The organism is Sphingopyxis sp. SE2 (assembly GCF_032227185.1).
GTDB lineage: Bacteria > Pseudomonadota > Alphaproteobacteria > Sphingomonadales > Sphingomonadaceae > Sphingopyxis.
Genome location: NZ_JAPMXW010000001.1, coordinates 1,270,869 through 1,296,737, shown reverse-complemented (window position 1 = coordinate 1,296,737; position 25,869 = coordinate 1,270,869). Strand labels below are relative to the sequence as shown.

Genomic DNA, 25,869 nt, shown 5'->3' with positions numbered 1-25,869 from the left:
AGCCGCCCATAAGGACTTTATCTCCCCATATCCGGCCTCTACGGTCGCGCGATGCAGCGACGCTCGACAACGCAACTCGCCGGAATGACTTTACCCCTTCTGGCGCTCTCCGCGTGCGCCGGCGGCAATTATCGCCCGGTGGCCGACGCCCCCGTGCGTATCGGGCCCGCCTATAGCATCCGCGGCACGACCTATGTGCCCGCCGCCGCGCCCGCCTATGACGCGCTCGGTTATGCGAGCTGGTACGGCGGCGAATCGGGGAACCACACCGCCAACGGCGAGAAATTCCGTCCCGGCTGGGTCACCGCCGCGCACACGACATTGCCGCTGCCGACCTATGTCGAGGTTACCGCGCTCGATAGCGGGCGGCGGATCATCGTCCGCGTCAACGACCGCGGACCGTTCGCGCGCGGGCGGCTCATCGACTTGTCACGCGGCGCGGCCGAACAGCTCGGCATGAAGGCGCAGGGGCATGCGCCGGTGCGCGTGCGCCGCGTCGAGCCGTCGGAGAAGGACCGCGAACGGCTGCGCAAGGGCAAGCCCGCGGCTTCGATGTCGCGGGTGCCCGAGCGCGAGTTGGTGCGCCTGCGCGCGCAACTCGCCGCGGGGGGACGCTGACGTTCGCATTATGCTTGCGCGCGATGGAACGCGCGCCCAAAGCGTCGCCAACTTTGAAGGGGAGGGGCGTTGCCCGTGGATCTGGCACCCTATCGACAGCATCGACGCATCCTGACCGCGAGCCTCGCCGGCACCGCGGTCGAATTTTATGATTTCTACATCTATGGCACCGCGGCAGCGCTGGTGTTCGGGCCGCTCTTCTTTCCCGAAAGTTCGGCCTCGGCGCAGCTGATGTACAGCTTCATGACGTTCGGGCTCGCCTTTTTCGCGCGGCCCGTCGGGGCGATCGTCTTCGGCCATTATGGCGACCGGATCGGGCGCAAGTCGACCCTCGTCGCCTCGCTGATGCTGATGGGTGCCTCGACCTTGCTGATCGCCTTCCTGCCGACCTATGCGATGGTTGGCTGGGTCGCGCCGCTGCTGCTGTGCATCCTGCGCTTCGGGCAGGGCTTCGGGCTCGGCGGCGAATGGGGCGGGGCAGCGCTGCTCGCGGTCGAGAATGCGCCGCCGGGATGGAAATCGCGCTTCGGCATGTTTCCGCAATTGGGCGCGCCGGTCGGCTTCATCGCCGCGAACGGCCTGTTCCTGCTTCTGGGGCTGGGGCTGAGCGACGCCGACTTTGCCGCCTGGGGCTGGCGCATACCGTTCCTGCTGTCGGCGGTGCTCGTCGGACTGGGGCTGTGGGTGCGGTTGAAGATCGGCGAGACGCCCGATTTCGCCCAAGCCGTCGCCAAGGAAGCGCCGGTCGCGGTGCCGCTCGGCGAGCTATTCCGGCACCATCTGGTCGCGACGCTCGCGGGGACCTTCGCGGTCGTCGCCTGTTTTGCGATCTTCTATCTCGCGACCAGCTTCGCGCTCGCGCACGGGACGACCGCACTCGGCTATCCTAAGGAGCAGTTCCTGCTGATCCAGCTCGGCGCGATCCTGTTCATGGCCGCCGGGATCATCGTCGCGGGCTATTGGAGCGACGCGTCGAGCGCGCAGCGTGTGCTGAGCTGGGGCTGCGGCGCGACGATCCTGATCGGTTTCCTGTTCGGGCCATCACTGGCGTCGGAAAGCTGGCCGCTGATATTCCTCGGGCTGGCGACAGCGCTGTTCGTGATGGGGCTGGTCTATGGCCCGCTCGGAAGCTGGCTAACCGGGCTGTTTCCGGTGCGCGTGCGCTATACGGGGGCGTCGGTGGCGTTCAACGCGGGCGGCATCCTGGGCGGCGCGATGGCGCCGATCATCGCGCAGGCGTTGGCCGAACGCGGCGGGACCGAAACCGTGGGCTATTATCTGGCGCTTGCCGGGATTGTGAGCTGGCTCGGCCTGCTGATGGTCCGCGCGCGGATGCTCAGACCCGAAGCCGGTTGAGCCAAAAACGGTCGACGAGGCGGCCGTCGATCGCAACCAGCCCGGCGGCGATCAGCGCCATGCCGACCCAGTGCCGCGGCAACAACACTTCGCCTAGCAGCAGCGTGCCGAGCAGGATCGCGGTGACCGGAATGAGCAATGTGACGAGCAGCGTGTTGGTCGCGCCGGCGCGCGCGATCAGGCTGAAATAGAGGAAATAGGCGACTGTGGTCGAAAACAGCGCGAGCCCGCCGATCGCGAGCAGCGTGGTCGTTCCCGGGAGCGCGAGCCGCCAGGGCGCGTCGACGAACAGCGCGACGGGCAGGATAAGCAATGTTCCCGCGATCAGCTGCCCGGTCGCGACGTCGAGCGGACCGACGCCCCACGCACGGAAACGGCGGCCATAGACGCCGGCGAGCGCGTAGCACAGCGTTGCGCCGAGGCACGCCAATTGCGCGGACAAGTTGGTGCCGATCCCCGATAGCGCGGCGCCGCCGATCATCACGGCAACCCCGGCAAGACCAGCGCAGACCCCGGTGAGCTTCGCGGGCGTGGCCTTTTCGTCAAGGGTGAAGAGGTGCGCGACGATCACGCCCCAGAGCGGCGTGGTCGCGTTGAGGATCGAGGCGAGGCCGCTGGCGATCTGGGTCTGCGCATAGGCGAAAAGCGAAAAGGGGAGCGCGGTGTTGAGCAGCGCCAGAAGAAAAAGCGCGGGCCATAGCCCGGCGCGGCGCGGCATCGCGCGACGCGTCGCGGCCATGAAACCCAGCATCAGCAGCGACGAGAGGCCGAGGCGGGCGAGGACGAGGGTGAAGGGCGGCACCTCGCGCAGGGCGACCCCGAGAAAGAAGAAGGAACCGCCCCAGAGGACCGAGAGCAGGATCAACATGGCCCATTCGGCGGCGCCCATACGGAGGTTGATCGGTGCGGTCATGGCGCGGCCCTAGCGGCGAACCGGGGAGCGCAACGTCCCGCTTCTTGCGGTCAAAGCCCGCCCGCCCGCACAAGCAGCGTCAGCTTCGCCTTGCCGACCTTACGCTCGGCGTCGATTTCGAAGCCGGCGACGTCCACATTCTCGTTATGCGCCGTTTCGACCGAGATCCAGCTGTCGGGCCCGATCCAGCCGAGGCGGCCCAGCTTGTCGAGCGCGACACTCCCTGCACCCGTGTCATAGGGGGCGTCGAGCATCAGGAGGTCGTAAGTGCGCCTTGCCGGACCCAGCGCCAGGACCGATCCGGCGCGAATGTCCGCGCGCGGCGTTGCGCCGAGCGCTCCCAGATTCTTACGGAGCGCGTCGAGCGCATCGCGATCCTGCTCGGCGAACAGACATTGTTCGGCGCCGCGCGACAGCGCCTCGATCCCGAGCGCCCCCGATCCCGCGAAAAGATCGGCGACATAGAGCCCCTCGAAGCTGCCGAGACGGCTCGCGAGCATCGAAAAGAGCGTTTCGCGCGTGCGATCGGCCGTGGGGCGGGTGGCGTCGTTCTTCGGTGCGAGCAGCTTGCGCCCGCGCCATTCGCCCGAAATCACGCGCATCAGCTCAAACGCCGGCGGAACTTGAAGAGTTCGTCGCGCGGCACGACCTCGACCGCGCCCATGTCGAGCCCGGCGAGGGTGAATTCGCCGTAGCGGGTGCGGATCAGGCGGCTGACCTGCAGCCCGAAATGTTCGAGGACGCGGCGGACTTCGCGGTTCTTGCCTTCGGTCAGCGTCAATTCGACCCACTGGTTGCGCCCCGTGCGGCGTTCGAGATTGGCGTCGATCTTGCCATAGCGCACGCCATCGATCTCGATCCCCATCGCCAGTTCCTCGAGCTGCGCCTGGCTGATGTCGCCGAAGGCGCGGGCGCGATAGGTGCGTTCGACTCCGCTCGCGGGCAATTCGAGCTGGCGCTTGAACTCGCCGTCGTTGGTGAGCAGCAGCAGCCCCTCGGTATTATAGTCGAGGCGGCCGACGGGCATCAGGCGCGGCAGTCCCTTGGGCAAGAGGTCGTAGATCGTCTTGCGTCCCTTGGGATCGCGCGCGGCGGTGAGGCAGCCGGCGGGCTTGTGGAAGCGATAGAGCCGCGTCGATACGGGCTTGGCGACCGGATTGCCGTCGACCGTCAGCCCGTCGAGCGAGGCGAGCAAAGGCGCGGGCTGGGCGATCACCTCGCCGTTCAGCGCGATCCGCCCTTCCTCGATCATCCGCTCGACGTCGCGGCGCGATCCGACGCCGGCGCGCGCGAGCAGCTTGGCGATGCGCTGCGGCCCGTCCTCGCGCTCTTCGGTGGGCTTGGTTTTGAGCGCCGATGCGGCGCCGCGCGCGTCGCGGCGGCCTTTCGGGGCGTCGCGGCCTGCGGGGGGGCGGTTTGCGGCGGGGCGAGACGTCGAGCGAGGCGGGCGGCGGGTCGTCATCGGAACGGATGCGGCTTTCTTGTCGTTTTCAGGGGAGAGTGTTGCGTCGTGATCACGCTCATAGCCGGAAAAGACCCGCTTCGTCGATGGCAAGCAGAAGCGATCTTGCGGGACGGCGCGGAGCGAGTCATGGCGACGTCAAAGGGAGTAACTATGCTCTTCGCGTCCCGCCCGACCTGCATCAAGCGGCTGCTGATCATCGAGGATGATCCGCTGACCGCTTTCGACAATGAACACACGCTGAAACACGGCGGGTACCAGGTCGTCGCGACCGTCGATTCGGGCGAGGCCGCAGTGGCGGTGATGGCGGCCGAGCCGGTCGACGCGCTGGTGCTCGACCTGGGGCTTGCGGGCCACATGACCGGGCGCGAAGTGGCAAGGCTGGCGCGCGACCGCGGGATCGCAGTGCTGCTGGTGACGGGTCGTTGCCCCGCCGACGCGAGCGAGATCGCGCTCGCCTGCCTCGGCAAGCCGCACAGCGCGTCGGCGCTCGTCGCGGCGCTGAAGGCGCTCGAAACGATGATCTGCAAGAATGAGGCGCCGCGCAAGGTAAGCGGGCTGACGACTTTTTGGCGACCCGAAGCCGCTTGAGCGCGACCGGTCGAGCGTTGGCGCGGTCGATCCGCCATTTAGCCGCTTCCAATTTGAGGCCAAGGCTTTAGGCCTTTCACCTCCGAGGGTCCGCATGAGCGGATATGGGGAGGTTCGCGATGCAGCTTGGGCTCGATTCTTTGATACTGCTCCTCGTGATCGCGCTCGTTATCGGCCTGGCGTTCGTGATCCCGAGCTTCGCGCCCTATCGCAAGCCGATGCCGATCGTCGCCTTTCTGCTCGGCATTTCGAGCGGCTTTCCGCTCACGTTGCTGCTGGGGACTATGACCTTTTGGCTATCCAAGGTCGGGATCGAAAAATCGACGATCGGCTTCGCGATCGGGCTGACAACGCCCTATACGTTGAAATTCCTCTGGGCGCCGCTTGTCGACCGGCTGCCTCTGCCTTTTCTGACCAAGACGTTCGGGCAAAGGCGCGGCTGGCTGTTCTTCATCCAGGCGCTTCTGGTCGTCGCGATCTGGCAGCTGGGGACGAGTAACCCGACCAATGACAATCTGGCCGCCTTCGCCTTCTGGGCGATCATCGTCGCTTTCCTGTCGGCGACGCAGGACATCGTCATCGATGCCTATCGCATCGAGATATTGAGCGACGCCGAATTGCCGCACGGCACCGCGATGAACCAGTTCGGATATCGGACGGGTAATCTGATCGCGGGTGTTGGAACAATCGCGCTGGCGTCGCCCGAGGGGTTCAACCTCGGCTGGGCGGTCGCCTATGGCTTTACCGGGCTCGCCGTGCTGCCGGCGCTGCTCGGCGCGCTTTATGCGGGGCCCGGACGCTTCGATCCCAGCCGCGCGCGCGCTGCGGGCCAGAGCTTCGGCAGTTGGCTGCAGGACACGGTGGTGAATCCATTCCGCGAATTCTTCACGCGCCATGGCGCTGTGCTGATCCTGCTCTTCGTCCTCGTCTACAAGGTCGGCGATGCGATGGGGCAGGGGATGCTCAATCCGATGATCGTCGAGCTGGGATTCACCGACACCGAATTCGTCGCGATCAACAAAGGCGTCGGTTTCGTCGCGCTGATCGTCGGATCGGCGGTCGCGGCGCCGTTCATAGCGTGGCTCGGCATGGGACGCGCGCTGCTGGTCTCGGGCCTGTTGATGATGTTCAGCAACCTGCTGTTCGCCGTGCTCGCCTCGGTCGGTCATTCGCCGCTGATGCTCGCGATCGCGGTGGGAACCGAGAATTTTACCAGCGGCATCGGGCTGACGGTATTCGTCACCTATCTCTCGGGTCTGTCGAGCCTCGCCTATACTGCGACGCAGTTCGCGCTGCTATCGTCCTTCGCGGCGGTCGGGCGCACCTGGCTCGCCGCGCCGGGCGGATATATTGCCGAAGGGCTCGGCTGGGTCGGTTTCTGGCTGTTCACCGTCGCTATCGCCGTGCCCGGAATGCTGCTGCTCTGGATTCTCTGGAAGAAGGGTTTCGTGGTGCAGACGGTACGCCAGCCAAGCACCGAGGATGACGGGCACGAGCTCGCGCACCCCGAAGAGGACAAGCCTATTCCGGCAGTTCCCGGTTCGCGCTGAGCACTTCGCCGGCGAGGTAGAGCGAGCCCGCGATCAGCACGATTTCGCGCGCAGGGTCTACGTCGAGTTCGCGAAGCGCGTCACCGACCGAGACGGCGGTTTTCGCATCGGACCCAAAGGCGGCGGCGTCATGATGCGCGTGCCCCGGTACCGGGACGACGGTCAGGCTGGCAAGGCGACCGGCAAGCGGCGCGATAATCGCGGCGGGATCCTTGTTCGCGAGCATTCCGGTGACGAGGTGGATGCGCCGCGGTTCGCCTGCAAATTGCCGTGCGAGCGCGAAACCCGCATCGATATTATGGGCGCCATCGAGCCAAATCTCGGCGCGGTCAGGCAGCAGGTCGGCGAGCGGTCCTGCGCCGAGGCGCTGCATGCGGGCCGGCCAGAAGGCATTTGCGACACCGCCTACGATCGCGTCGTCGGTTGGCTGCGGATTGGGAGCGAGTCGCAGCATCGCGATGGCGAGCCCGGCGTTGCGCATCTGGTGTGCGCCCGTCATGCGCGGGTGCAGCAACGGCGCGACCGAGCCCAGTTTCGAGGTCCAGCGAAAAGCGTCATCTTCTTGCTGGATTGTCCAGCCGTCGCCCTCCGGAAAGAGCGTGGCGCCGACATCGGCGACCTTGGCGGCGACGGTGTCGCGCACATGCGGCGGATAGGCAAGCGTCGCGACGGGGGTCTCGGGCTTTATGATTCCGGCTTTTTCCCACGCGATCCGCATTGCCGGATCGTTGGGCGTCCCGGCTTCGGGCGCGAGCAGGAAGGCTTCGTGGTCGATGCCGAGCGAGGCGATGCCCGCGACCGCAGGGGGCGGGATGATGTTGGTCGCGTCGAGACGTCCGCCGAGCCCAACTTCGATGATGCAGTCGTCGGCGGGGATGCGGGCGAAGGCTAGGAAGGCGGCGGCGGTGGTGACTTCGAAAAAGCTCGCCTGCAGGTCGGCCGCCTCGTCGAGCACTTCTTCGAGGAGGGCGGCGAGCAGCATATCGTCGATCAGCGTTCCGGCGAGGCGGATGCGTTCGTTGAAACGGACGAGATGCGGGCTTGTATAGGCGTGGACGCGGCGCCCCTGCGCTTCGAGGATCGCGCGGAGATAGGCGCAGGTCGATCCCTTGCCGTTGGTGCCCGCGACATGAAAGGTGCGCGGAAGCTGGAGCTGCGGATTGCCGAGCCGCGCGCAGAGTTCAGCGATCCGCTCGAGCCCAAGAATGTCGCGCCCCGGCGACAGCGCGGCGAGCCGATCGAGCTGCGTTTGGACCGCGGGGTCGGAGCTGTAGGCGTGGTCGGGCATGGTCGAGCCTTGATCGTGGGACGGTCGTCAGGGCCTGCTTCTCGTTCGTCATGCCGGACCTGATCCGGCATCCATTTGCCGCTGCGGTCGTATGGACCCCGGATCAAGTCCGGGGTGACGAAGGAAAAGGCCTGTCGCCGGGTCCGCTTAGGCCGCCTTCTCGGGCGCCAGATAACCGATCAGGCGCCCCAGCGTTTCGGGCAGGTTCTTGCGGTGGACGACCATGTCGATCATCCCGTGGTCGAGCAGATATTCGGCGCGCTGGAAGCCTTCGGGCAGTTTTTCGCGGATCGTATTCTCGATCACGCGCTGGCCTGCGAAGCCGATCAGCGCCTTGGGCTCACTGATCTGGATGTCGCCGAGCATCGCATAGCTGGCGGTGACGCCACCGGTGGTCGGATCGGTGAGCAGCACCACATAGGGCAGGCCGGCGCGGCGCAGGCGCGCGAGCGCCACGGTGGCGCGCGGCATCTGCATCAGCGACAGCGTGCCTTCCTGCATCCGCGCGCCGCCCGCCGCGGTGATCGCGATATAGGGGACGCCGCGCTTGATCGCATCCTCGACCCCCGCGACAAAGGCTTCGCCAACGGCGACGCCCATCGACCCGCCCATGAAGGCGAAATCCTGGACGCCGATCACCGCGCCCTGGCCCGAGATACGGCCGAACGCATTCTGATAGGCGTCGCGGTCGCCGGTCTGCGCGCGCGCCGCCTTGATGCGGTCGACATATTTCTTGGTGTCGCGGAACTTCAGCGGATCTTCGGGCGCCGCGGGGGCAGCGATCAACTCGTGCAAGCCGCCGTCGAAGAGCTGCGCAAAGCGTTCCTTGGCGCCGATGCGGTCGTGATGGTCGCAGCGCGGGCAGACGTTCAGATTGTCCTGCCATTCCTTGACGAACACCATCTGTTGGCATTGGCGGCATTTGTGCCAGAGATTGTCGGCGGTGTCGCGTTTCGCCCCGAAGGGCAGCGCGTTGCGGACGCGGTCGAGCCAGCTCATGCGGCGATCTCCTTGGCGCTATGGATAGCATCGGCGAGGGTGCGGGTGAAAGCCTCGACATGCGGCGCCGCGGCGTCGCCATGTTCGGCGATGATGTCGATAAACGCCGACCCGACGACGACGCCGTCGGCGACCTTGGCGATCTGCGCGGCCTGTTCGGGGGTGCGGACGCCGAAGCCGACCGCCACGGGCAGGTCGGTCGCGGCTTTCAGACGCGCGACGGCGCCCTCGATACTCGCCTGCGCGGCCTGCTGGAGCCCGGTGATGCCCGCGACCGAGACATAGTAGAGGAAACCGCCGGCGCCATTCAGCACGTCGGGCAGGCGCGCGGCGTCGGTTGTCGGCGTCGCGAGGCGGATCGGGTCGACCCCCGCGGCGCGGAGCGCGGGGCCGAGTTCGGCGTCTTCCTCGGACGGAATGTCGACGCAGATCACGCCGTCGACCCCGGCCTTCGCGCATTCGTCGGCGAACCATTCGGGGCCGCGGATCGTCATCGGATTGGCATAGCCCATCAGGACGAGCGGCGTGTCGGAGTGGCGCTGGCGAAAAGCGGCGGCAATCGCGAACAAATCGGCGGTCGTCGTGCCCTTGGCAAGGCTGCGCAGGTTCGCAGCCTGGATCGCGGGGCCGTCGGCCATCGGATCGGTGAAGGGCATGCCGAGCTCGATCACGTCGGCCCCCCCCGAAACGAGCGCGTCGAGGTTCGCGGCGGTATCGCCGTCGCCACCGGTGATGAAGGCGACGAGCGCGGGGCGCGGCTTGGCGAAGGTGGCGGCGAAGCGGGTCATTCGGCGGGCTTTTTCTGGTTGGCGGCCTTATCGAGCCACACGAACATCAACGACACAAGAACGACGACCACCCAGGACGGCGACTGGAACCGGTCGCCGAGGCCGAAGATCCTGCTGATCAGCGGAAAGCCGAGTGCCTGAACGGCTGCGGCGATCAGAAAGACGACGAGCGCGCGACGTTGATCGGGCTTCACAACGAAACTCCCAACGCATCGGCCACGGTGAAGATATCCTTGTCCCCCCGGCCCGAGCAATTGACGATGATGATCTTGTCCTTGCCCAGCGTCGGCGCGATGCGTTCGGCGGCAGCGATTGCGTGCGCGCTTTCGAGCGCGGGGATGATGCCTTCGAGCTTCGTCAGCTTCTGAAAGCTCGCGAGCGCCTCGGCGTCGGTGACGGGTTCGTAACGGACGCGGCCGATTTCGTGGAGCCAGCTATGTTCGGGCCCGATACCCGGATAGTCGAGCCCCGCCGAGATGCTGTGCGCCTCGGTGATCTGGCCGTCCTCGTCCTGGAGCAGATAGGTCTTGTTGCCGTGGAGGATGCCGGGGCGTCCGCCTGCGAGGCTGGCGGCGTGCTTGCCGTCGAGGCCTTCGCCTGCCGCCTCGACCCCGACGATCTCGACGCTTTCGTCGTCGAGGAAGGGATGGAACAGCCCGATCGCATTCGAACCGCCGCCCACCGGCGCGATCAGCATGTCGGGGAGGCGCCCCTCGGCTTCCAATATCTGCGCCCGCGCCTCGTCGCCGATCACCGACTGGAAATCGCGGACGAGTTCGGGATAGGGGTGCGGCCCCGCTACCGTGCCGATGATGTAGAAGGTGTCGTGGACGTTCGCGACCCAGTGGCGCAGGGCCTCGTTCATCGCGTCCTTCAGCGTCTTCGCGCCGCTTTCGACCGCGACGACTTCGGCGCCGAGCAGTTTCATGCGGAACACGTTCGGCTGCTGCCGTGCGACGTCGACCGCGCCCATGAAGATGGTGCAGGGCAGGCCGAAGAGCGCGGCGACGGTCGCGGTCGCGACGCCGTGCTGGCCCGCGCCGGTTTCGGCGATGATCTTCGTCTTGCCCATCCGCTTGGCGAGCAGGATCTGGCCGATGCAATTGTTGATCTTGTGCGCGCCGGTATGGTTGAGATCCTCGCGCTTGAGGTAAATCTTCGCCCCGCCGAGGTGCTCGGTCAGCCGCTGCGCGAACCACAGCGGGCTCGGGCGGCCGACATAATTTTTGAGCAGATCGTCGAACTCGGCTTTGAAAGCATTGTCCTGCTGCGCCGCGCGATAATGGCGTTCGAGGTCGAGGATCAGCGGCATCAGCGTTTCGGCGACATAGCGGCCGCCGAACTGGCCGAAATGGCCGCGCTCGTCGGGCTGGGTGCGGAGGCTGTTGGGTAGGTCGGTCATCGACCCGCCGCTTTAAGGAAAGCCGCGATCTTGTCCACATCCTTGACGCCCGGCGCGCTTTCGACGCCCGACGAGACATCGACGAGCGGGGCGCCGGTTTCGGCGAGCGCCTGAGCGACATTGCCCGGCGTCAGTCCGCCTGCGATGCCCCAGTCCATCGTGTGGCGGTGGTTCTTGAGCAGCGACCAGTCGAACCGCGTTCCCGTCCCGCCGGGCAGGGCGGCCGCGGGGGCATCGAACAGGATGCGGTCGGCGATCCCGTGATATTTCTGCATCCGCACCAGAGTCTCGGAATCCTTCAACCCCACCGCCTTCCAGATTTCCGCCGGCGCGAGCCGCTTCACGACCGCAAGCCATTCGGGCGTCTCGCTGCCGTGGAACTGGATGATGTCCGGCCGCACCATGCCGAGTGCATCGCCAGTCAACTGCTGCGAGGCGTTGACGAGCAACAGCGCGACCTTGACATGCGGCCCCGCGCGCTTGCGCAACGCTGCCGCGGTCTTGAGGTCGACGTGACGCGGGCTCGGCTCATAATGGACGAGGCCGATATGCGTCGCGCCGCCGTGAATGGCGGCGTCAACCGTTTCGGGCGTCGACAGCCCGCAGATTTTGACGAGAGGGAGCATGGCCGCTCTTTGCTCGTCAATCGGCGTCGAGGCAACCGTCGATGTAGGGCATATTGGCAGTCCCGGGCATTATGCTAGGTTCCGCTCAAGGGGGAGAGTGCGGTGTATCGATTATTGCTGGCTTTATCGTGCCTTTGTCTCGCCGCCTGCAATCCGGTCAATGCGACCGCAGAGCTTGCAGCATCGGAAAAGGCCGTTGCCGCTTTTCACGCGTCTGCGAATGCGGGAAAGTTTGACGACATCTATTTCGGATCGGCAGATGAAATGCAGAACACCGCCGATATTGTGGAGTTTGAGGAGTTTCTGGGAGTCGTTCAACGCAAGCTCGGCAAAGCAGGGAAATCGACGCAGCAGGGGTGGCGGGTCAATTACGGGAGCGCGACGTTGATCGTGCTCAATATGCAAACGAAATATGAAAAGGGCGACGCGACCGAAACCTTTACCTTCAAATCGTCGCCGAAGGGACCGATGCTTGTCGGCTACAATATCCAGTCGCAAGCGCTGATCATGAACTGAGGCCTGCCCTTTAAAGCGTCGCCTCGATTTCGCGCGCGGCGAGATCGGGGTCGGCCGACTGGCTGATCGGGCGGCCGACGACGAGGATCGAGGCGCCGTCCGACATCGCCTGCGCCGGCGTCACGATGCGTTTCTGGTCGCCGCTCTTGCCGTTCGCAGGGCGGACGCCGGGGACGACGAAATAGCCGCCGGGCCATGCCTTGCGCGCGGCTTTCACCTCCTGGCCCGAGCAGACGATACCGTCGAGCCCGGCTTTGCGCGCCAGCGCAGCGAGGCGCACGACCTGATCGTGCGGGGTGCCGCCGACGCCGATGTCGTCGAGATCGGGCGCGTCGAGGCTGGTGAGCACGGTGACCGCGACGACTTTCGTATTGGCGCCGGCCACCGCCTTGGCCTCTTCGAGCATCGCGCGGCCGCCCGCGGCGTGAACGGTCAGCACCGCGGGTTCGAGTGGACGCAGCGCCTGGATCGCCTTCGCCACCGTATTCGGAATATCGTGAAGCTTGAGGTCGAGAAAGATCGGCAGGCCGAGTTTCGCCATCTCGTGCACGCCATGGTGGCCGTTGGCGCAGAAGAATTCGAGGCCCAGTTTCAACCCGCCGACATGGCGCCGCACCTTCTGCGCGAGCGTCAGCGCGGCATCGAGGTGCGTGGTATCGATGGCGAGGTAAAGCGGGGAGGTCATGGCTTGTCCGTCGAGAAGAGGTCAGTGGGGGCGGGCGGAATATCGTTCACCGGCTCAGTCGCGGGGGCAGGGGCGACCGGACGGTTGGCGAGCGCGCGCAGGTCGGCGGCCTGCCGCTCGCTGGCGTCGAGGCGGCGCTTCAGCGACCAGCGCGTCGTGCGCAGTGCGACCCACATCGGCACGCTGCCGATCAGGAACGAAGCGAAGATGACGACGGGCAATTTGGTCTCGGCTTCCCAGCCCGGCCAGATCGTGACGGTGACGACTTGCCAGTTCGCCATCGCGAAGATGACGAGCACGGCGGTTAGCAAGACCCAGATGATCGTACGCAGGATTCCCACTTCGTCTTGCTCCTCTGTCGATCCGGCGACGACACTATGACAGAATGCCGCGCGTTTCCAGCCCGCGGCTAGGCCGCTTTGAACACCCTCTCGAAGATCGTGTCGACATGCTTCATATGATAGCCGAGGTCGAAAAGTTCCGTGAGCTGATCCGCCGACAGCCGCGCGGTCACATCGGCGTCGGCCTTCAGCAGTTCGAGCAGCGAGAGCTGGCCGTCCGATTCCCACACCTTCATCGCGTTGCGCTGGACCAGCGCATAACTGTCCTCGCGGCTGGCGCCCGCCTGCGTCAGCGCCAGCAGCACGCGCTGCGAATGGACGAGGCCGCCCATCCGGTCGAGATTCTTTTGCATCCGCTCGGGATAGACGAGCAGCTTGTCGACGACCCCGGTCAGCCGCGCGAGCGCGAAGTCGAGCGTGATCGTCGCGTCGGGGCCGATGAAGCGTTCGACCGACGAGTGGCTGATGTCGCGCTCGTGCCACAGCGCGACATTTTCCATCGCGGGGATGGCGGCGCTGCGCACCATGCGCGCAAGGCCGGTCAGATTTTCGGTGAGCACCGGATTGCGCTTGTGCGGCATCGCCGATGAGCCCTTCTGTCCGGGCGAGAAATATTCCTCGGCCTCGAGCACTTCGGTGCGCTGGAGGTGGCGGACCTCGACCGCAAGGCGCTCGATCGACGAGGCGATGACGCCGAGCACCGCGAAGAACATAGCATGGCGATCGCGCGGGATGACCTGCGTCGAAACGGGCTCGATCGACAGGCCGAGCTTGGCGGCGACATGCGCTTCGACGCGCGGATCGATATTGGCGAAGGTGCCGACCGCACCCGACACTGCGCAGGTCGCGATCTCTGCGCGCGCGGCCTGGAGGCGCAGCTTGCAGCGCGAAAATTCGGCATAGGCCTCGGCCAGCTTCAGCCCGAAAGTGACGGGCTCAGCGTGAATGCCGTGGCTGCGGCCGATCGTCGGGGTCAGCTTGTGCTCATAGGCCCGGCGCTTGATCGCATCGAGGAGCGCGTCGAGGTCGGCGAGCAGGATATCGGCCGCTTGGGCAAGCTGGACCGCGAGGCAGGTGTCGAGCACATCGGAGCTCGTCATGCCCTGGTGCATGAAACGGGCTTCGTCGCCGACATTTTCGGCAACCCAGGTCAGGAAGGCGATGACGTCATGCTTGGTCACCGCTTCGATCGCATCGATCGCGGCCACGTCGATCGTAGGGTTCGTCGCCCACCAGTCCCACAGCGCCTTGGCAGCGGATTTGGGGACGGTGCCGAGTTCGGCGAGGGCGTCGGTCGCGTGCGCTTCGATCTCGAACCAGATGCGAAAGCGATTCTCGGCCGACCAGATCGCGGTCATTTCCGGCCGTGCGTAACGCGGAACCATTGAATTTCCTTCCTTTTCGGGCGGCTTGTCGCGGAATCCCCGCGTAACCGGGACGGGGCGCCCCGTAGCAGGGACGGGGCGTTTCGCCAAATCTCCCGCAGCGGCAACTTTGCCGAAATCCGGTGTGTTGATCTTTCGCCCCATCAGAAAGGCGACCGATCAATCAAGGTCGCCGATACAGGAGAATGAATGTGTTGAAAAAAGTGCTTTTGATCGGCGCAGCGGCCATCAGCTTCCCCGCCCTGGCCCAGACCACTCCCCCGGCAAGCGAAGAGCAGGCTCCGACGACCCAGACGCCGCCGGCTCCCACCGATAGCACCGCGCCTGCTCCGGACAGCACCCCCATGGACGAAACCAAGCCTGCTGACGAGGCGCCGACCGAGGACGCGGTCCCCAGCGACACGCCCCCCGCGGCTGAGCCGACCCCTCCGGCCGATCAGCCCGCTCCGGACGATGAGGAAAAGCCCGAGTCGGAACCGGAATAATCCGCTACACTGGAGATAGACCATGTTGAAACAGATGCTTTTGATCGGCGCCGCCGCCGTGAGTTTCCCGGCGCTGGCTCAGACGACCCCGCCGGCTTCGGATCCGATGAATCCGCCGACGACGACCGAGCCGGCTCCGATGCCCGACACGACGACGCCGGACACGACCGCTCCGGCTCCGGCGCCCGATTCTTCGACGCCGCCGGCTGCGACCGAACCCGCGCAGTCGGGTGCGGCGACGCCGACGCAGATCGCGCAGATCGTCGATCAGGAATTCCCGACTTATGACGGGGACAAGAATGGCGATCTCAACGAGACCGAATTCGGTGCGTGGATGAAGAAGCTGCGTGCCGCGACCGACCCCGCCGCCGATGTCGAATCGGCCGAGGTGAAGAGCTGGATCGGTCAGGCGTTCGCATCGGCCGACGGCGACAAGTCGGGCGGCGTGAACAAGACCGAACTTACCGGTTTCCTGTCGCGCGGCGCCTAAGCGCGCCTCGCGGGGTGGTGCGGCCGTCGGAGCGATCCGGCGGCCGCATCGCCGTTCATGCGGCGCGTACTGGCTGCTCGACCGCGACGATCGTCAGCCGGTGCTCGATGCCGCCGCGGTCGGGCCAGTTGATCGACTGGCCGACGCTGAGTCCGATCAATCCCGCGCCGACCGGCGTCAGAATCGACATTCGTCCGGCGGCGATATCGGCGTCGGCGGGATAGACGAGGCGCACCGTCCGCTGGGCGCCGCTTTTTTCGTCGAGGAAGGTGACGCTCGACCCCATCGTGACGACGTCGGGCGGGATGTCGGCGCGGTCGCAGATCGCGGCGCGGTCGATCTCGTCGAGCAGCAATTCATGGAAAGAGATCGAATCGCGCTGATTTTGCAGCGTGAGTTCGGTCAGTGCGTCGGCTTCGCTGTCGATCATGCGGATAAGGGGCATCGCGGCCCCGCTTTTCTTCTTGGTCATGGCGCGGACTTTCCGGCTGGCGCGCGGCCTTTCGCCACGCGCGGCAATATGGGACGGAAGGTGCCCCGGGCTCGGGGCGATCGCGCCGGAACCCGGGGCTAAATGCCCGCGAGAAGCTGTCCTCCGTGGAAACGGAAGCGGAGAAGGCCGCGTCGAATCTGCATCACGCGATGATGTCGCCGGGGGCGGAATAAGTCAAATGGGCTAAAGAAGTCCCATCGCGCGAAAGCTGCGATACTCCGAACCGCCGATGACGATGTGATCGTGCAGCGCGATCCCGAGCTTTGCGGCCGCGCTCGCGATCTCGCGGGTGATGGCGATGTCCTGCCGGCTCGGTTCGGGGCTGCCGCTTGGATGATTGTGGACGAGGATGATCGCTGAGGCGCCGAGTTCCAATGCGCGCTTGATCACCTCGCGGACATAGATGGCCGACTGGTCGATCGATCCCTCGCTCGCAAGCTCGTCGCGGATCAGCATGTTGCGCGAATTGAGATAGAGGACGCGGACGCGCTCGACGTCGATCGGTCCCATGTCGGCGCGCAGCCAGTCGAGAAGGGCGTCCCAGCTCGACAAGAGCGGTTTGTCGCGAAACTCGCCTTTCAAAAGGCGCAGAGCGGCCGCCTGGACGATCTTGAGTGCCGCGATCCCGGTGTCGCCGAGCCCGTGGACGCGGCGCAGCGATTCGGGATCGGCGCTCACAAGCTGCGCAAGCGACCCGAATTCGCGGAGCAGCGCCTTTGCGAGCGGCTTGGTGTCCCGGCGCGGGATCGCGAGGGCGAGCAGATATTCCACCAGTTCATAATCCGCGAGCCCTTCGGAATCGGCGAGCAAACGCGATCGCAGCCGCGCGCGGTGCCCGAGATGATCCGGTGTTTCCCTGTCCCCCATGGTGCGGGAATAACCGCCTTGTGGGGCGCACTCAACGGTCATAGGAAAAGGAAGATGGCGAACCGGATCAGTTTCTTGCAGCGAAATATGATGTCCGGCGTTTCTCCCCTGAACAGGATTTGGGGTGAGGGACGAGATTTTGCCGCCATGACGTCATCGGCCAGCCTAGCATGACTGACGCGACGGACGGAGCGGCGCCGAGGTTCAAATACCGGAAGCTGCTGTTCAAGAAGCGATGGCTGACCGCCGGCGCGGTGATCGTCCTCGTCGCGGGGGCCTGGATCGCGCGCGAACCGATCGCCGACGAGTTTATCCGGGGGGAACTCAGTGGCCGCGACGTTCCCGCGCGTTACACGATCGAGCGGATCGGCTTTCGCAGCGAGATATTGTCCGACATCGTTATCGGCGACCCGAAGCGGCCCGACCTGACGGCGCGGCGCGTCGAAGTCCTGCTCGGCTATGGCTGGTCGGGGCCCTATGTGTCGGGAATCAACGCCGAGGGTGTCCGGCTTTATGGCCGCTTCATCGACGGGCGGCTGTCGTTCGGTTCGCTCGACAAGTTTCGCGATCCCGAAAGCAAGGATCCCTTCGCCTTGCCCGATCTGTCGGTGGCCCTCCGCGATGCGCGGGCGCGGGTCGAGACGCCGTGGGGCGACGTCGGCGCGGCGCTGAACGGCGGCGGCAATCTGCGCCGCGATTTTACCGGCAAGCTCGCGCTGATTGCTCCGCGGGTCGCGGCGGCGGGGTGCAACGGCGACGATGTCAGCTTCTATGGGACAATCCTCGTCCGCGATGTCCGGCCGCAGCTGGTGGGGCCGCTGCGCGGACGCTCGCTTCGCTGCGCCGACGGCAGCGTCAGTGCGGCGTCGCCGCAAATCGCGCTCGACCTGTCGCTGACGGAGGATTTGCAGAGCTGGAAGGGCAAGGCCGACGCCAGCATCGTGCGGTTGATCGCCGGATCGCTCGCCGCCGACCGGATGGGGCTGCTCGCCAGCTTCGACGGGACCGCAGTGCTGACCAAACTCGCCATCGACGCCGACATGGCGCGCCTGCGTGGACCCGATTTCGCGGCCGAGAGCGTGAATCTCGAGGCCGAGGGCAGCGTCGGCAGCGCGGCGCCGAAGTTCGACGGCCGCATTGGTTTCGCACGCGCGAGCGGCAGCGCGGATTTGCGCCGCTCGCTCGCCGAAAGCGCGCGCGGACTGGCGGGATCGCCGGTCGGGCCACTTGCGGAAAAGGCGATGGCGGCGCTTGGCCGCGTGCTCGCCGATGCGAGCGGCAGCGCGGGGTTCGCGCTCGCGGGCGAGGGGGCGACCGCGCGGGTCGACCTGATCGCGCCCGAACTGACGAGCGCGAGCGGCGCCCGCTTCACCGGCAGCGCCGACAGCCGCATCGGCTATCTCTATGGCGCGGACGAACCCGCGGTGATCGCGACGGGCCGCTGGAGCATCGATGGCGGCGATCTGCCGTCGGGGACGCTCAGCATCGATCGCGACGAGGACGGCCGGGTGACAGGCCTTGCCAGCTTCGAACCCTATAGCGCCGAAGGGGCGCGGCTTGCGCTGACGCCGGTGCGCTTTTCGGGCGGCGTCGGCGGCCTGCTCCGCTTCGCGACGACCGCGGCGCTGTCGGGCCCGCTCGTGGGCGGGCGCGTCGAGCGGCTGACGGTGCCGCTGAACGGTTTTCTCGCTCCAACTGGAGCCCTTGCGCTCGACGGCGGATGCAGTCGCCTCGCCGTCGACCGGATCGAGGTCGGCGGATTCCGGCTCGGTCGCAGCGCGATCGATCTGTGCAGCCGTCCGGGCGCGCCGCTGCTCAGCGCCGGGCCGGGCGGGCTGCGCGGCGATATCCGCATTCCGCGCATCGCCTTGCGAGGAACGAGTGGCAGCTCGCCGCTCAGCCTGACGAGCGGGCCGGCGAACATCGACCTCACGGCGATGCGCTGGTCGCTCGCGGGCGCCGATATCCGAATGGGCAAGGGGGAGGGCGCGACGCGCTTCGCCGCCGACAGCCTGAACGGGCGCGCGATACCGCACGGCATGGCCGGCGAGCTTCGCGGCGCCGAGGGCAAGATCGGCGCAGTGCCCCTCAACATGAGCGAGATTGCAGGGCAGTGGCGTTTCGCTAATGGCGCGTTGACGCTCGACGGCGGGCTTTTGCTCACCGACGCCGCGCCCGACGCACGCTTCTCCCCGCTCGTCAGCGATGATGCGAACCTGCGTTTCGCCGATGGAATCATCGAAGCGAAAGCCGGCTTCAACGAACGGAAGACCGGAACGAAAATCCTCGACACGCTGATCCGTCACCGTTTCGCCGACAGCAGCGGCTCGGCGGACCTCGTCGTCGAGGAACTCCGGTTCGACGAGGCATTCCAGCCTGACCAGCTGACCAGCCTCGCGCTCGGCGTTGTCGCCAACGTCCAGGGCTCGGTGGTCGGCGACGGACGGATCGAGTGGACCGCCGACGGCGTCACGAGCCGCGGCACCTTCGCCACCGCCGATGCCAGCCTCGCCGCGGCCTTCGGTCCGGTGACCGGGCTGACGACGACGCTGAGCTTCGACGATCTGATCGGACTCAAGTCGGCGCCGGGACAGATCGCGAAGATCACGGAGATCAATCCGGGTATTCCCGTGGTCGACGGTGAGATCGAATATCGGCTGCTCGGCGACAACCGCGTCCGCATCGAGGGCGGGAGCTGGCCCTTCGGCGGCGGCAAGCTGCTGCTCCACCCGACGACGCTCGATTTCAATGCCGACAAGGCGCGGCGGCTGTCGTTCGACATCGTCGGCGTCGACGCCGCGGTGTTCCTGCAGAATTTCGGGTTCGACAATATCAACGCAACGGGTGTGTTCGACGGGACGCTGCCCGTCGAATTCGACGGGCTCGGCGGGCGCATCGTTGGCGGACGCATCGATTCGCGCGCCGGCGGCGGCACGCTCGCCTATGTCGGCGAATTGTCGAACCGCAATCTCGGCACGATCGCCAATTTTGCCTTTGGTGCGCTGCGCAGCCTCAAATATGACGATCTGACGATCATCCTGAATGGGGATCTCGACGGCGAAATGGTGACCGACATCCGCTTTGGCGGCGTAGGACAGGGCGAGGGGGCGACGCGCAATTTCCTGACCAATCAGGTTGCGAAACTGCCGCTGGTCTTCAATGTGAAGATCAAGGCGCCGTTCCGCCAGCTCCTCACCTCGGCGAAGGGGTTTTACGACCCCTCGCTGCTGATCGAACAGAATTTGCCCGCCCTGATGCGGGCCCAGGAAGAAGCCGAAGCCGCCGCAGGGGGTGAGGCCGCCCCCGTTCAGCCACCAGAAAGCGAGCCTGTGCGATGAAGAGAACCAAGATAGGAGCAAGGAGGCCGACCATTGACGTCAGGCATGTTGCGGTGATGATAGGTGCGCCGACCCTGATGGGGGCCCTTACGGGCTGCGTGCAGATCGAAACGCCCGACAAGCCGATCGAGATCAACCTGAACATCAACATCCGGCAGGAAGTAGTGTACAGGCTTGATGGCGATGCCAAAAAGCTCATCGAGCAGAATAGCGAGATATTCTGATGGGGAAGAATGTGATGCGTATGACGAAGTGGAAACCGACCGGATTGGCCCTTGCCGCGATCGCGACGACGGCGGCCGTGGCGCTTGCCGTGCCGTCGGCGATGGCGCAGCGCGACCCGGCCTATGCCGCCGCGCGCGCCGCGGGACAGATCGGCGAGCAGCCAGACGGCTATCTGGGCTTTGCGACGCCGCCGACGCCGGCGATCCGCGCGCTGGTGCAGGACCTCAACATCAAGCGCAAGGCAGCTTATACCGCGAGCGCGCAGTCGACCGGCAGCACGGTCGAGCAATTCGCCTTTACCAGCGGCTGCAACCTGATCGCGAAGACCAAGCCGGGCGAAAAATATCAAACCCCCGGCGGCGTATGGAAAACGCGCGACGCGAGCCCGCCCGAACGCGACGCGCGCTGCCCGTAAGATCCGAAACCGAATAACGGAGCCCGAGGGCTCTCAGATGCCGCCGCGCCCCTAAACGCGGCGGCATTTTTGTGCGCACAAGCAGAAGCATTGACTTAATGGGGCCGCGTTCCTAAACGGACCGCGCCTTAGGGGTCCCCCGAATTTTCGGGCCTTTTTTTGCAGGCGGAATCGGGAGTTTCCGGTTCCGTTTCAGGAGGATGGCGCAAATGACGGGGAATGGCAGCGATCCGGAACTTGACTCTGAGGATTCGCGCCTGGTCTCGCTCGAAGAGCGATTGGACCGGGCCGAAACCGCAGAAGCAAGAAGGACCGCAGCGACCGCCGGACCGGAGACCGATGCCAATTACAAGCTCGGTAATCGCGTCCTGGCCGAGCTGCTGGGCGGGATCGGTGGCGGCGCGTTGGTCGGTTGGACGATCGACCATTTTGCCGGCACGTCGCCCTGGGGCCTGTTGGCGGTGCTGTTCCTCGGAATAGTCGTCGCCTTCAGGAACATATTTCGGATTGCGAACGTCCGGCCCAAGAAGCCGGATTGATTGGATTTTAGGCGAGGTATCGCGTGGCGGATCAAGGCAAAGTGGACCCGATGCACCAGTTCGAGGTGCAGAAGATGTTCGACATGTTCCATGTCGGCAATCATGAGGTTGCCTTCACCACCAGCGCGCTGTGGATGGTGATCGCCGGCCTTTTGCTGTGGGTTTTCATGATCGGCGGGATGAAGCGCCAGCTCGTTCCCGGCCGCTGGCAGGTCGCCGTCGAGGGCTTCACCGGCTTCATTTCGGGGATGATGAACGCGAATATCGGCCCCGAAGGCCGCAAATATACGCCCTATGTCTTCTCGCTCTTCATGTTCATCTTGATGCTGAACGTGCTGGGTCTGATGCCCTTCGGCCTGTTCGGCCTGCATCCCTTCACCGTGACGAGCCATTTTGCGATCACCGGCGTGCTCGCGATCCTCAGCTTCGCGATCGTGCTGATCGTCGGTTTCTGGCGCCACGGCTTCCATTTCTTCTCGCTTTTCGTGCCGCACGGCACCCCGATCTGGCTGATGTGGCTGATCCCCGTTATCGAACTGGTGTCGTTCCTCGTTCGTCCGTTCAGCCTTGCGCTGCGACTTTTCGTCGCGATGACCGCGGGCCACGTGCTGATGAAGGTGTTCGCGTCGTTCATCATCGACGGCATTGCCGCCGGCCCCGCGATCGGGATCGGCGTCGGCCTCCCCAGCATGGCGTTGATGATCGGGATCAGCGGTCTCGAACTGCTGGTGGCGGGCATCCAGGCCTATGTTTTCGCGCTGCTCACGTCGCTCTATCTGAACGACGCGATCAATCTTCACTAATTTTTCAACTGCATAATCTACGTTTTTCCCAAGGAGTATAAAATGGACGTTCAAGCTGCTTCGCTCATCGGTGCCGGTCTGGCCGCTATCGGTGCCGGTATGGCCGCCATCGGTGTGGGCAACGTGTTCGGTAGCTTCCTCGAAAGCGCGCTGCGCAACCCCGCGGCGGCCGACGGCCAGCAGGGCCGCCTGTTCATCGGCTTCGCGGCCGCCGAACTTCTCGGCCTGCTGTCGTTCCTGATCGCGATCCTGCTGTACCTCAAGGCAGCCTGATTTCGTCTGCGGGGTCTGCTCGCTAAAACAGGCCCCGCGACTGCTTTTCTTTTGTCGGTCGAGTATATCCATGCCTCAAATCAGCCAATTCGCTGAAAGCTGGTACGCCGCATCGCAGATTTTCTGGGTGCTGCTGACCTTTGGCTTCGTCTTTTTCGTCATCGGCCGCGGCATGCTGCCGAAGATCGAGGCGACGGTGGACGCCCGCGACCGCAAGGTGGCCGACGATCTGGCGGCGGCGAAAGCCGCGCACGCCGCGGCCGACAGCCTGGAAGAAAGCTACCGCCAGCAGAGCGACGCGAGCCGCGCCGCCGCGCAAAAGGCGGTGACCGACGCCAAGGACAAGGCCGCAAAGGACGCCGAAAAGCGTCTTGCCAAGGTCGATGCCGAACTCGCCGACAAGCTGGCGGCGGCGGAATCCGACATCGGCGCGGCGCGCACGTCGGCGATGGCGGAAATCGAGGCTGTCGCGGCCGAAGCGGCGGGCGACCTCGTCGCCAAACTGTCGGGTGTGAAGGTCGCCGCGGCGGATGCCAAGGCGGCGGTGAAGGCGGTGCTCCATGGCTGATTTCCTCATGATCATGGCCGAAGGGGCGGCTGAACCCGCGTCCTTCGGTATCCTTACGGCGACCACATGGGTGTCGATCGCAATGGCGATCTTCATCGCGATCCTGCTGTGGAAGAAAGTGCCGGCGTTGATCGCGGGCATGCTCGACAACAAGATTGCCGAGATTTCGAAGCAGCTCAAGGAAGCCGAGCAGTTGCGCCTCGACGCCGAGTCGCTGAAGGCCGAATATGAGGCGAAACTCGCCGACGCGGCCAAGGAAGCCGAAGAGATGCGCGCCCGCGCCGACGCCGAGGCCGAGGCGCTCGTGACCAAGGCGAAGGCCGATGCGACCGCGCTGATCGCGCGCCGCAAGCAGATGGCTGAAGACCGCATCGCCGCGGCCGAAGCCGGCGCCCTCGCCGAAGTCCGCACCGCTGCCGCGAAGGCGGCGACCGATGCGGCGGCGAAGCTGATCGCCGACAAGCATGACTCCGCGGCCGACAAGGCGCTGGTCGATCAGGCCATCGCGGGCGTCGCTCGGGGCTGAGCCCAGCCACGCATTGCCGGAATAACGAAACGCCCGCGGTTTTTCCGCGGGCGTTTTGCTTTGAGTGATGTGGCAGGGTTTAGCCGAATGGCCGATCGCGACCGGTTGCGGCCATTGAGAGAAGAAAGCCCCTCCCCTTCAGGGGAGGGGTTGGGGGTGGGGTCTATCGGCCTTGCGCAAGGCCGATAGACCCCACCCCACTACGACTAGGCAGCAAGCTGCCAAGTCTGCGTTGCCCCTCCCCTGAAGGGGAGGGGCTAAATTGCCGCAACGTCCGCTCCCCACCCCATTTCGGACATCGGAAAATATGTGGGCTTAGCTTTCGGCGTACTCGCCGGGCGTGCCGCTACTCCTCGTCCCGTCTGACCGCCGAAGCCTTTGGCTGCATGATGCGTCTCGCGAGCCCGTGATACAGTCGGGTCGGGCAGATTTGCGCGCTCGTCCAGTCGGCAATCAGCGCGGTGGCGAACAGCGGCAGGATGATGCCGCGCGCCGCGGTGGTTTCGATCAGAATGATCACCGCAGTCAGCGGAGCGCGCACGACCCCGACGAAATAGGCTGCCATGCCCAACATCACGACCGCGCCCGCCGGGCTGTCGGGAAAGGCGGGCGTCAGAAGGTTGCCGAAACCGGCGCCGACCGCGAGCGACGGCGCAAAAATGCCGCCCGGCGCGCCGCTGAGCGTCGAAGCGAGCGCCGCGGCGAATTTGGCCGGAAAAAACCAGAGCTTCCCCTGATTGCCTTCGACGAGGAATTTCGTGACGTCGTAACCGGTGCCCCAGGTGCCGCCGTTGGTTGCAATCCCGACCAGCGCAACGACCAGCCCGCATCCCGCGGCGAACAGCACCGGCTGCGCAGCAGCGCGCCGGGCCCAACCCGCCGACCGGTCGCTCGCCGCGAGAACGATCCGCGCGAACAACCCGCCGGCCAAGCCGCCGCCGATCCCGGCTATCGGCGCGATCAGCAGCACGTCGGCGATGGGTAGCGTATCGCGCATCACGCCGAAATAGACATAGTCGCCCGCGACCGACAGGCTGACGAGACCGGCGATCAGCACGGCGCCCATCGTCAGCACCGCGACGCGCTGTTCATAGGCCGCGGCGAGTTCCTCAATGGCAAAGGCGATGCCGGCGAGCGGCGTATTGAACGCCGCCGCGACGCCCGCCGCACCGCCCGCGATGAAGACGCCGGCGGTGACGCGGACCTTCAGCCAGCGGTGCATCGCGACCATGATCGCGGCGCTGACCTGCACACCGTCGGACCTTCGCGCCCGACCGATCCACCGACCGACAGCGTCGCAAGCGTCAGGCCCAGCTTGGCGAAGGCGGTGCGCAGCGAGACGAGCGCGCCGCCGGCCTCCTGTTCGGGACGCCGCCCCGCCGCGATGATCTGCGGAATGCCCGATCCGCGCGAGGCGGGGAAATAGCGGTTCGCCGTCCATACGATCAGTGCGAAGGCAGCCGGGGTCACCACCGCCGGCAGCCACCACGCGAAGTCCGACATCCGGAATATCGCGTGCTGCGCCCGATCGCCCGCTGCGGCAAAAGCCAGCGCGACGAGCCCGAGCAGGACCGCGCCGCCGACCATCGCGATCCGACGGCGGATATCGCCGACTTCATTCCGGGCGCGACGGTGGAAGCGCAACTGCGCGAGGCGCAGCCAGCGCGGAATGACCGGCTTGAAGGACATGATGCTGCTGTGAACCGGCCGAATGCCGAGCGCAACCCCCGGCCTGAAGACGCCAGCTAGGCGGGGGCCTCTTGCCACAGGATCAATTTGGTCGCGTTCACATTGTCGCGCGCCGCCTGCGCGTCGAGGCGGGTCAGTTTGATGTCGCCCTTGAGCGCCCCCATTTCGATCATCGCGTGGATCACCGCGACCCCGCCGGGGCCCAGATCGATCTCGAACTCGGCGGGACGTGCCAGGCTTTTCTTCGCCGTGGCGACATGCAGATGATGACGCCCCGGTTCGACTTCCGCCATCAGCATCTGACCTGATTTGATCTGGCCGCGTTCGCTGCCGTCGAGCGTGACGTCCATCCCCTGCATTGCGGCTACGAAACCCCGGCGGCAAACATAGATGCGCGCCTTTCCTGCCTGCGGCTGCATCGCGCGCGCGTCGGCAAGCGCGGGCCCGTCGGCCTTGATGCCGCGTTTGTTGCTCGACAGGGCCCAGACGCACACGCCGACGAGGAGGATCAGAAGGATCGGCGCGAGGATCATCATCGTCGTGTCGCCCACGGCCTCGAAAATCGGAGGGCCGAGGAAGGCGCCGATAAGGGCCGCGATCGCGATGATCGTCAGCCACATCATATTTCTGAAACTCAT

30 protein-coding genes and 1 pseudogene are annotated in these 25,869 nt (G+C 65.8%); 15 read left to right on the top strand and 16 right to left on the bottom strand.

Annotated elements, in window-relative coordinates; genetic code table 11:
• The first annotated feature begins 84 nt into the window (after positions 1-84).
• The gene (locus tag OVY29_RS06135) at positions 85-618 is read left to right on the top strand and encodes a septal ring lytic transglycosylase RlpA family protein (protein ID WP_037558147.1); all 534 of its coding nucleotides are present in this window, start codon (positions 85-87) and stop codon (positions 616-618) included.
• A gap of 69 nt (positions 619-687) precedes the next feature.
• Positions 688-1,974, top strand: coding sequence for an MFS transporter (locus OVY29_RS06130; RefSeq protein WP_235211628.1), 1,287 nt, complete (start codon positions 688-690; stop codon positions 1,972-1,974).
• Here the strand turns inward: OVY29_RS06130 and OVY29_RS06125 are convergent.
• The 3 genes from OVY29_RS06125 to OVY29_RS06115 are packed head-to-tail and all read right to left on the bottom strand — an operon-like array spanning position 1,955 to position 4,349.
• Positions 1,955-2,887, bottom strand: a complete 933-nt coding sequence (locus tag OVY29_RS06125) for a DMT family transporter (protein WP_037558145.1) — start codon at positions 2,885-2,887, stop codon at positions 1,955-1,957. The two genes, OVY29_RS06130 and OVY29_RS06125, sit on opposite strands and share 20 nt — an antisense overlap.
• A gap of 50 nt (positions 2,888-2,937) precedes the next feature.
• Entirely contained in the window at positions 2,938-3,489 is a 552-nt protein-coding gene (gene rsmD / locus OVY29_RS06120; protein WP_037558143.1) for a 16S rRNA (guanine(966)-N(2))-methyltransferase RsmD, read from the bottom strand.
• Positions 3,489-4,349 carry a pseudouridine synthase gene (locus OVY29_RS06115; RefSeq protein ID WP_313911118.1) on the bottom strand — a complete coding sequence of 287 codons (861 nt, stop codon included), beginning with the start codon at positions 4,347-4,349 and terminating at the stop codon, positions 3,489-3,491. Before OVY29_RS06115 ends, rsmD begins: the two co-directional genes overlap by 1 nt.
• Before the next feature lie 153 nt (positions 4,350-4,502).
• Here OVY29_RS06115 and OVY29_RS06110 point away from each other — a divergent pair, with 153 nt between their 5' ends.
• Positions 4,503-4,940: a response regulator gene (locus tag OVY29_RS06110; protein ID WP_037558139.1), complete on the top strand. Its 438-nt coding sequence runs from the start codon at positions 4,503-4,505 to the stop codon at positions 4,938-4,940.
• A gap of 119 nt (positions 4,941-5,059) precedes the next feature.
• Positions 5,060-6,490, top strand: a complete 1,431-nt coding sequence (locus OVY29_RS06105) for an AmpG family muropeptide MFS transporter (protein ID WP_152567721.1) — start codon at positions 5,060-5,062, stop codon at positions 6,488-6,490.
• Here OVY29_RS06105 and OVY29_RS06100 read toward each other — a convergent pair.
• The 6 genes from OVY29_RS06100 to OVY29_RS06075 all read right to left on the bottom strand — a co-directional run bounded on the left by OVY29_RS06100 (position 6,462) and on the right by OVY29_RS06075 (position 11,593).
• Positions 6,462-7,778 carry a bifunctional folylpolyglutamate synthase/dihydrofolate synthase gene (locus tag OVY29_RS06100; RefSeq protein WP_037558137.1) on the bottom strand — a complete coding sequence of 439 codons (1,317 nt, stop codon included), beginning with the start codon at positions 7,776-7,778 and terminating at the stop codon, positions 6,462-6,464. The genes OVY29_RS06105 and OVY29_RS06100 overlap by 29 nt on opposite strands.
• 147 nt (positions 7,779-7,925) lie before the next feature.
• Positions 7,926-8,777: an acetyl-CoA carboxylase, carboxyltransferase subunit beta gene (accD, locus tag OVY29_RS06095; RefSeq protein ID WP_037558135.1), complete on the bottom strand. Its 852-nt coding sequence runs from the start codon at positions 8,775-8,777 to the stop codon at positions 7,926-7,928.
• Positions 8,774-9,565 (bottom strand): tryptophan synthase subunit alpha, encoded by a 792-nt coding sequence (trpA, locus tag OVY29_RS06090; RefSeq protein ID WP_037558132.1) that lies wholly within the window; start codon positions 9,563-9,565, stop codon positions 8,774-8,776. Before trpA ends, accD begins: the two co-directional genes overlap by 4 nt.
• Complete coding sequence (locus tag OVY29_RS06085; RefSeq protein WP_037558129.1) at positions 9,562-9,759, bottom strand: hypothetical protein; 198 nt, start codon at positions 9,757-9,759, stop codon at positions 9,562-9,564. The genes trpA and OVY29_RS06085 overlap by 4 nt, the downstream gene beginning before the upstream one ends.
• On the bottom strand, positions 9,756-10,967 hold the full coding sequence (gene trpB, locus OVY29_RS06080; RefSeq protein ID WP_037558127.1) for a tryptophan synthase subunit beta: 1,212 nt from the start codon (positions 10,965-10,967) through the stop codon (positions 9,756-9,758). Before trpB ends, OVY29_RS06085 begins: the two co-directional genes overlap by 4 nt.
• The gene (locus OVY29_RS06075) at positions 10,964-11,593 is read right to left on the bottom strand and encodes a phosphoribosylanthranilate isomerase (protein WP_037558125.1); all 630 of its coding nucleotides are present in this window, start codon (positions 11,591-11,593) and stop codon (positions 10,964-10,966) included. Before OVY29_RS06075 ends, trpB begins: the two co-directional genes overlap by 4 nt.
• 102 nt (positions 11,594-11,695) lie before the next feature.
• On the opposite strand from OVY29_RS06075, the gene OVY29_RS06070 reads away from it, so the two are divergent.
• Entirely contained in the window at positions 11,696-12,109 is a 414-nt protein-coding gene (locus OVY29_RS06070) for a hypothetical protein (protein ID WP_152567720.1), read from the top strand.
• 10 nt (positions 12,110-12,119) lie between these two features.
• Here OVY29_RS06070 and pyrF read toward each other — a convergent pair whose 3' ends face one another.
• The 3 genes from pyrF to purB form a co-directional block, all read right to left on the bottom strand.
• On the bottom strand, positions 12,120-12,794 hold the full coding sequence (gene pyrF, locus OVY29_RS06065; protein ID WP_037558121.1) for an orotidine-5'-phosphate decarboxylase: 675 nt from the start codon (positions 12,792-12,794) through the stop codon (positions 12,120-12,122).
• Complete coding sequence (locus tag OVY29_RS06060; protein WP_037558119.1) at positions 12,791-13,135, bottom strand: lipopolysaccharide assembly protein LapA domain-containing protein; 345 nt, start codon at positions 13,133-13,135, stop codon at positions 12,791-12,793. The genes pyrF and OVY29_RS06060 overlap by 4 nt, the downstream gene beginning before the upstream one ends.
• Positions 13,136-13,203: 68 nt before the next feature.
• Entirely contained in the window at positions 13,204-14,520 is a 1,317-nt protein-coding gene (purB, locus tag OVY29_RS06055) for an adenylosuccinate lyase (protein ID WP_037558117.1), read from the bottom strand.
• A 191-nt stretch (positions 14,521-14,711) separates the two neighbouring features.
• On the opposite strand from purB, the gene OVY29_RS06050 reads away from it, so the two are divergent.
• Together OVY29_RS06050 and OVY29_RS06045 are read left to right on the top strand one after the other, a co-directional pair.
• Entirely contained in the window at positions 14,712-15,005 is a 294-nt protein-coding gene (locus OVY29_RS06050; RefSeq protein WP_313911117.1) for a hypothetical protein, read from the top strand.
• Positions 15,006-15,027: 22 nt separating this feature from the next.
• Positions 15,028-15,495 (top strand): calcium-binding protein, encoded by a 468-nt coding sequence (locus OVY29_RS06045; protein ID WP_037558114.1) that lies wholly within the window; start codon positions 15,028-15,030, stop codon positions 15,493-15,495.
• A 55-nt stretch (positions 15,496-15,550) separates the two neighbouring features.
• Here the strand turns inward: OVY29_RS06045 and rnk are convergent, their stop codons facing one another.
• Positions 15,551-15,967: a nucleoside diphosphate kinase regulator gene (rnk, locus tag OVY29_RS06040; RefSeq protein ID WP_037558112.1), complete on the bottom strand. Its 417-nt coding sequence runs from the start codon at positions 15,965-15,967 to the stop codon at positions 15,551-15,553.
• A 204-nt stretch (positions 15,968-16,171) separates the two neighbouring features.
• On the bottom strand, positions 16,172-16,855 hold the full coding sequence (gene radC / locus OVY29_RS06035) for a RadC family protein (protein WP_037558111.1): 684 nt from the start codon (positions 16,853-16,855) through the stop codon (positions 16,172-16,174).
• 170 nt (positions 16,856-17,025) lie between these two features.
• Here radC and OVY29_RS06030 point away from each other — a divergent pair, with 170 nt between their 5' ends.
• The 8 genes from OVY29_RS06030 (at position 17,026) to OVY29_RS05995 (ending at position 23,542) form a co-directional block, all read left to right on the top strand.
• Positions 17,026-20,193 (top strand): YdbH domain-containing protein, encoded by a 3,168-nt coding sequence (locus OVY29_RS06030; protein WP_037558110.1) that lies wholly within the window; start codon positions 17,026-17,028, stop codon positions 20,191-20,193.
• The gene (locus tag OVY29_RS06025) at positions 20,190-20,417 is read left to right on the top strand and encodes a YnbE family lipoprotein (RefSeq protein WP_037558108.1); all 228 of its coding nucleotides are present in this window, start codon (positions 20,190-20,192) and stop codon (positions 20,415-20,417) included. Before OVY29_RS06030 ends, OVY29_RS06025 begins: the two co-directional genes overlap by 4 nt.
• 20 nt (positions 20,418-20,437) lie before the next feature.
• Positions 20,438-20,833, top strand: a complete 396-nt coding sequence (locus tag OVY29_RS06020) for a YdbL family protein (RefSeq protein ID WP_037558198.1) — start codon at positions 20,438-20,440, stop codon at positions 20,831-20,833.
• Between the two features lie 209 nt (positions 20,834-21,042).
• Positions 21,043-21,372, top strand: coding sequence for an AtpZ/AtpI family protein (locus tag OVY29_RS06015; RefSeq protein WP_037558196.1), 330 nt, complete (start codon positions 21,043-21,045; stop codon positions 21,370-21,372).
• A 50-nt stretch (positions 21,373-21,422) separates the two neighbouring features.
• The gene (locus OVY29_RS06010; RefSeq protein ID WP_052182534.1) at positions 21,423-22,175 is read left to right on the top strand and encodes a F0F1 ATP synthase subunit A; all 753 of its coding nucleotides are present in this window, start codon (positions 21,423-21,425) and stop codon (positions 22,173-22,175) included.
• A 42-nt stretch (positions 22,176-22,217) separates the two neighbouring features.
• On the top strand, positions 22,218-22,448 hold the full coding sequence (locus OVY29_RS06005; protein ID WP_037515205.1) for a F0F1 ATP synthase subunit C: 231 nt from the start codon (positions 22,218-22,220) through the stop codon (positions 22,446-22,448).
• Positions 22,449-22,518: 70 nt separating this feature from the next.
• A complete protein-coding gene (locus OVY29_RS06000; protein ID WP_037558104.1) occupies positions 22,519-23,016 on the top strand; it encodes an ATPase in 498 nt (165 codons plus the stop codon).
• Positions 23,009-23,542 (top strand): ATP synthase subunit B, encoded by a 534-nt coding sequence (locus OVY29_RS05995; protein ID WP_037558103.1) that lies wholly within the window; start codon positions 23,009-23,011, stop codon positions 23,540-23,542. Before OVY29_RS06000 ends, OVY29_RS05995 begins: the two co-directional genes overlap by 8 nt.
• Positions 23,543-23,888: 346 nt before the next feature.
• On the opposite strand, the pseudogene OVY29_RS05990 reads toward OVY29_RS05995, so the two are convergent.
• Together OVY29_RS05990 and OVY29_RS05985 are read right to left on the bottom strand one after the other, a co-directional pair.
• Positions 23,889-25,231: pseudogene (locus OVY29_RS05990) on the bottom strand (chloride channel protein).
• A gap of 56 nt (positions 25,232-25,287) precedes the next feature.
• On the bottom strand, positions 25,288-25,869 hold the full coding sequence (locus OVY29_RS05985; protein WP_152567719.1) for a DUF2846 domain-containing protein: 582 nt from the start codon (positions 25,867-25,869) through the stop codon (positions 25,288-25,290).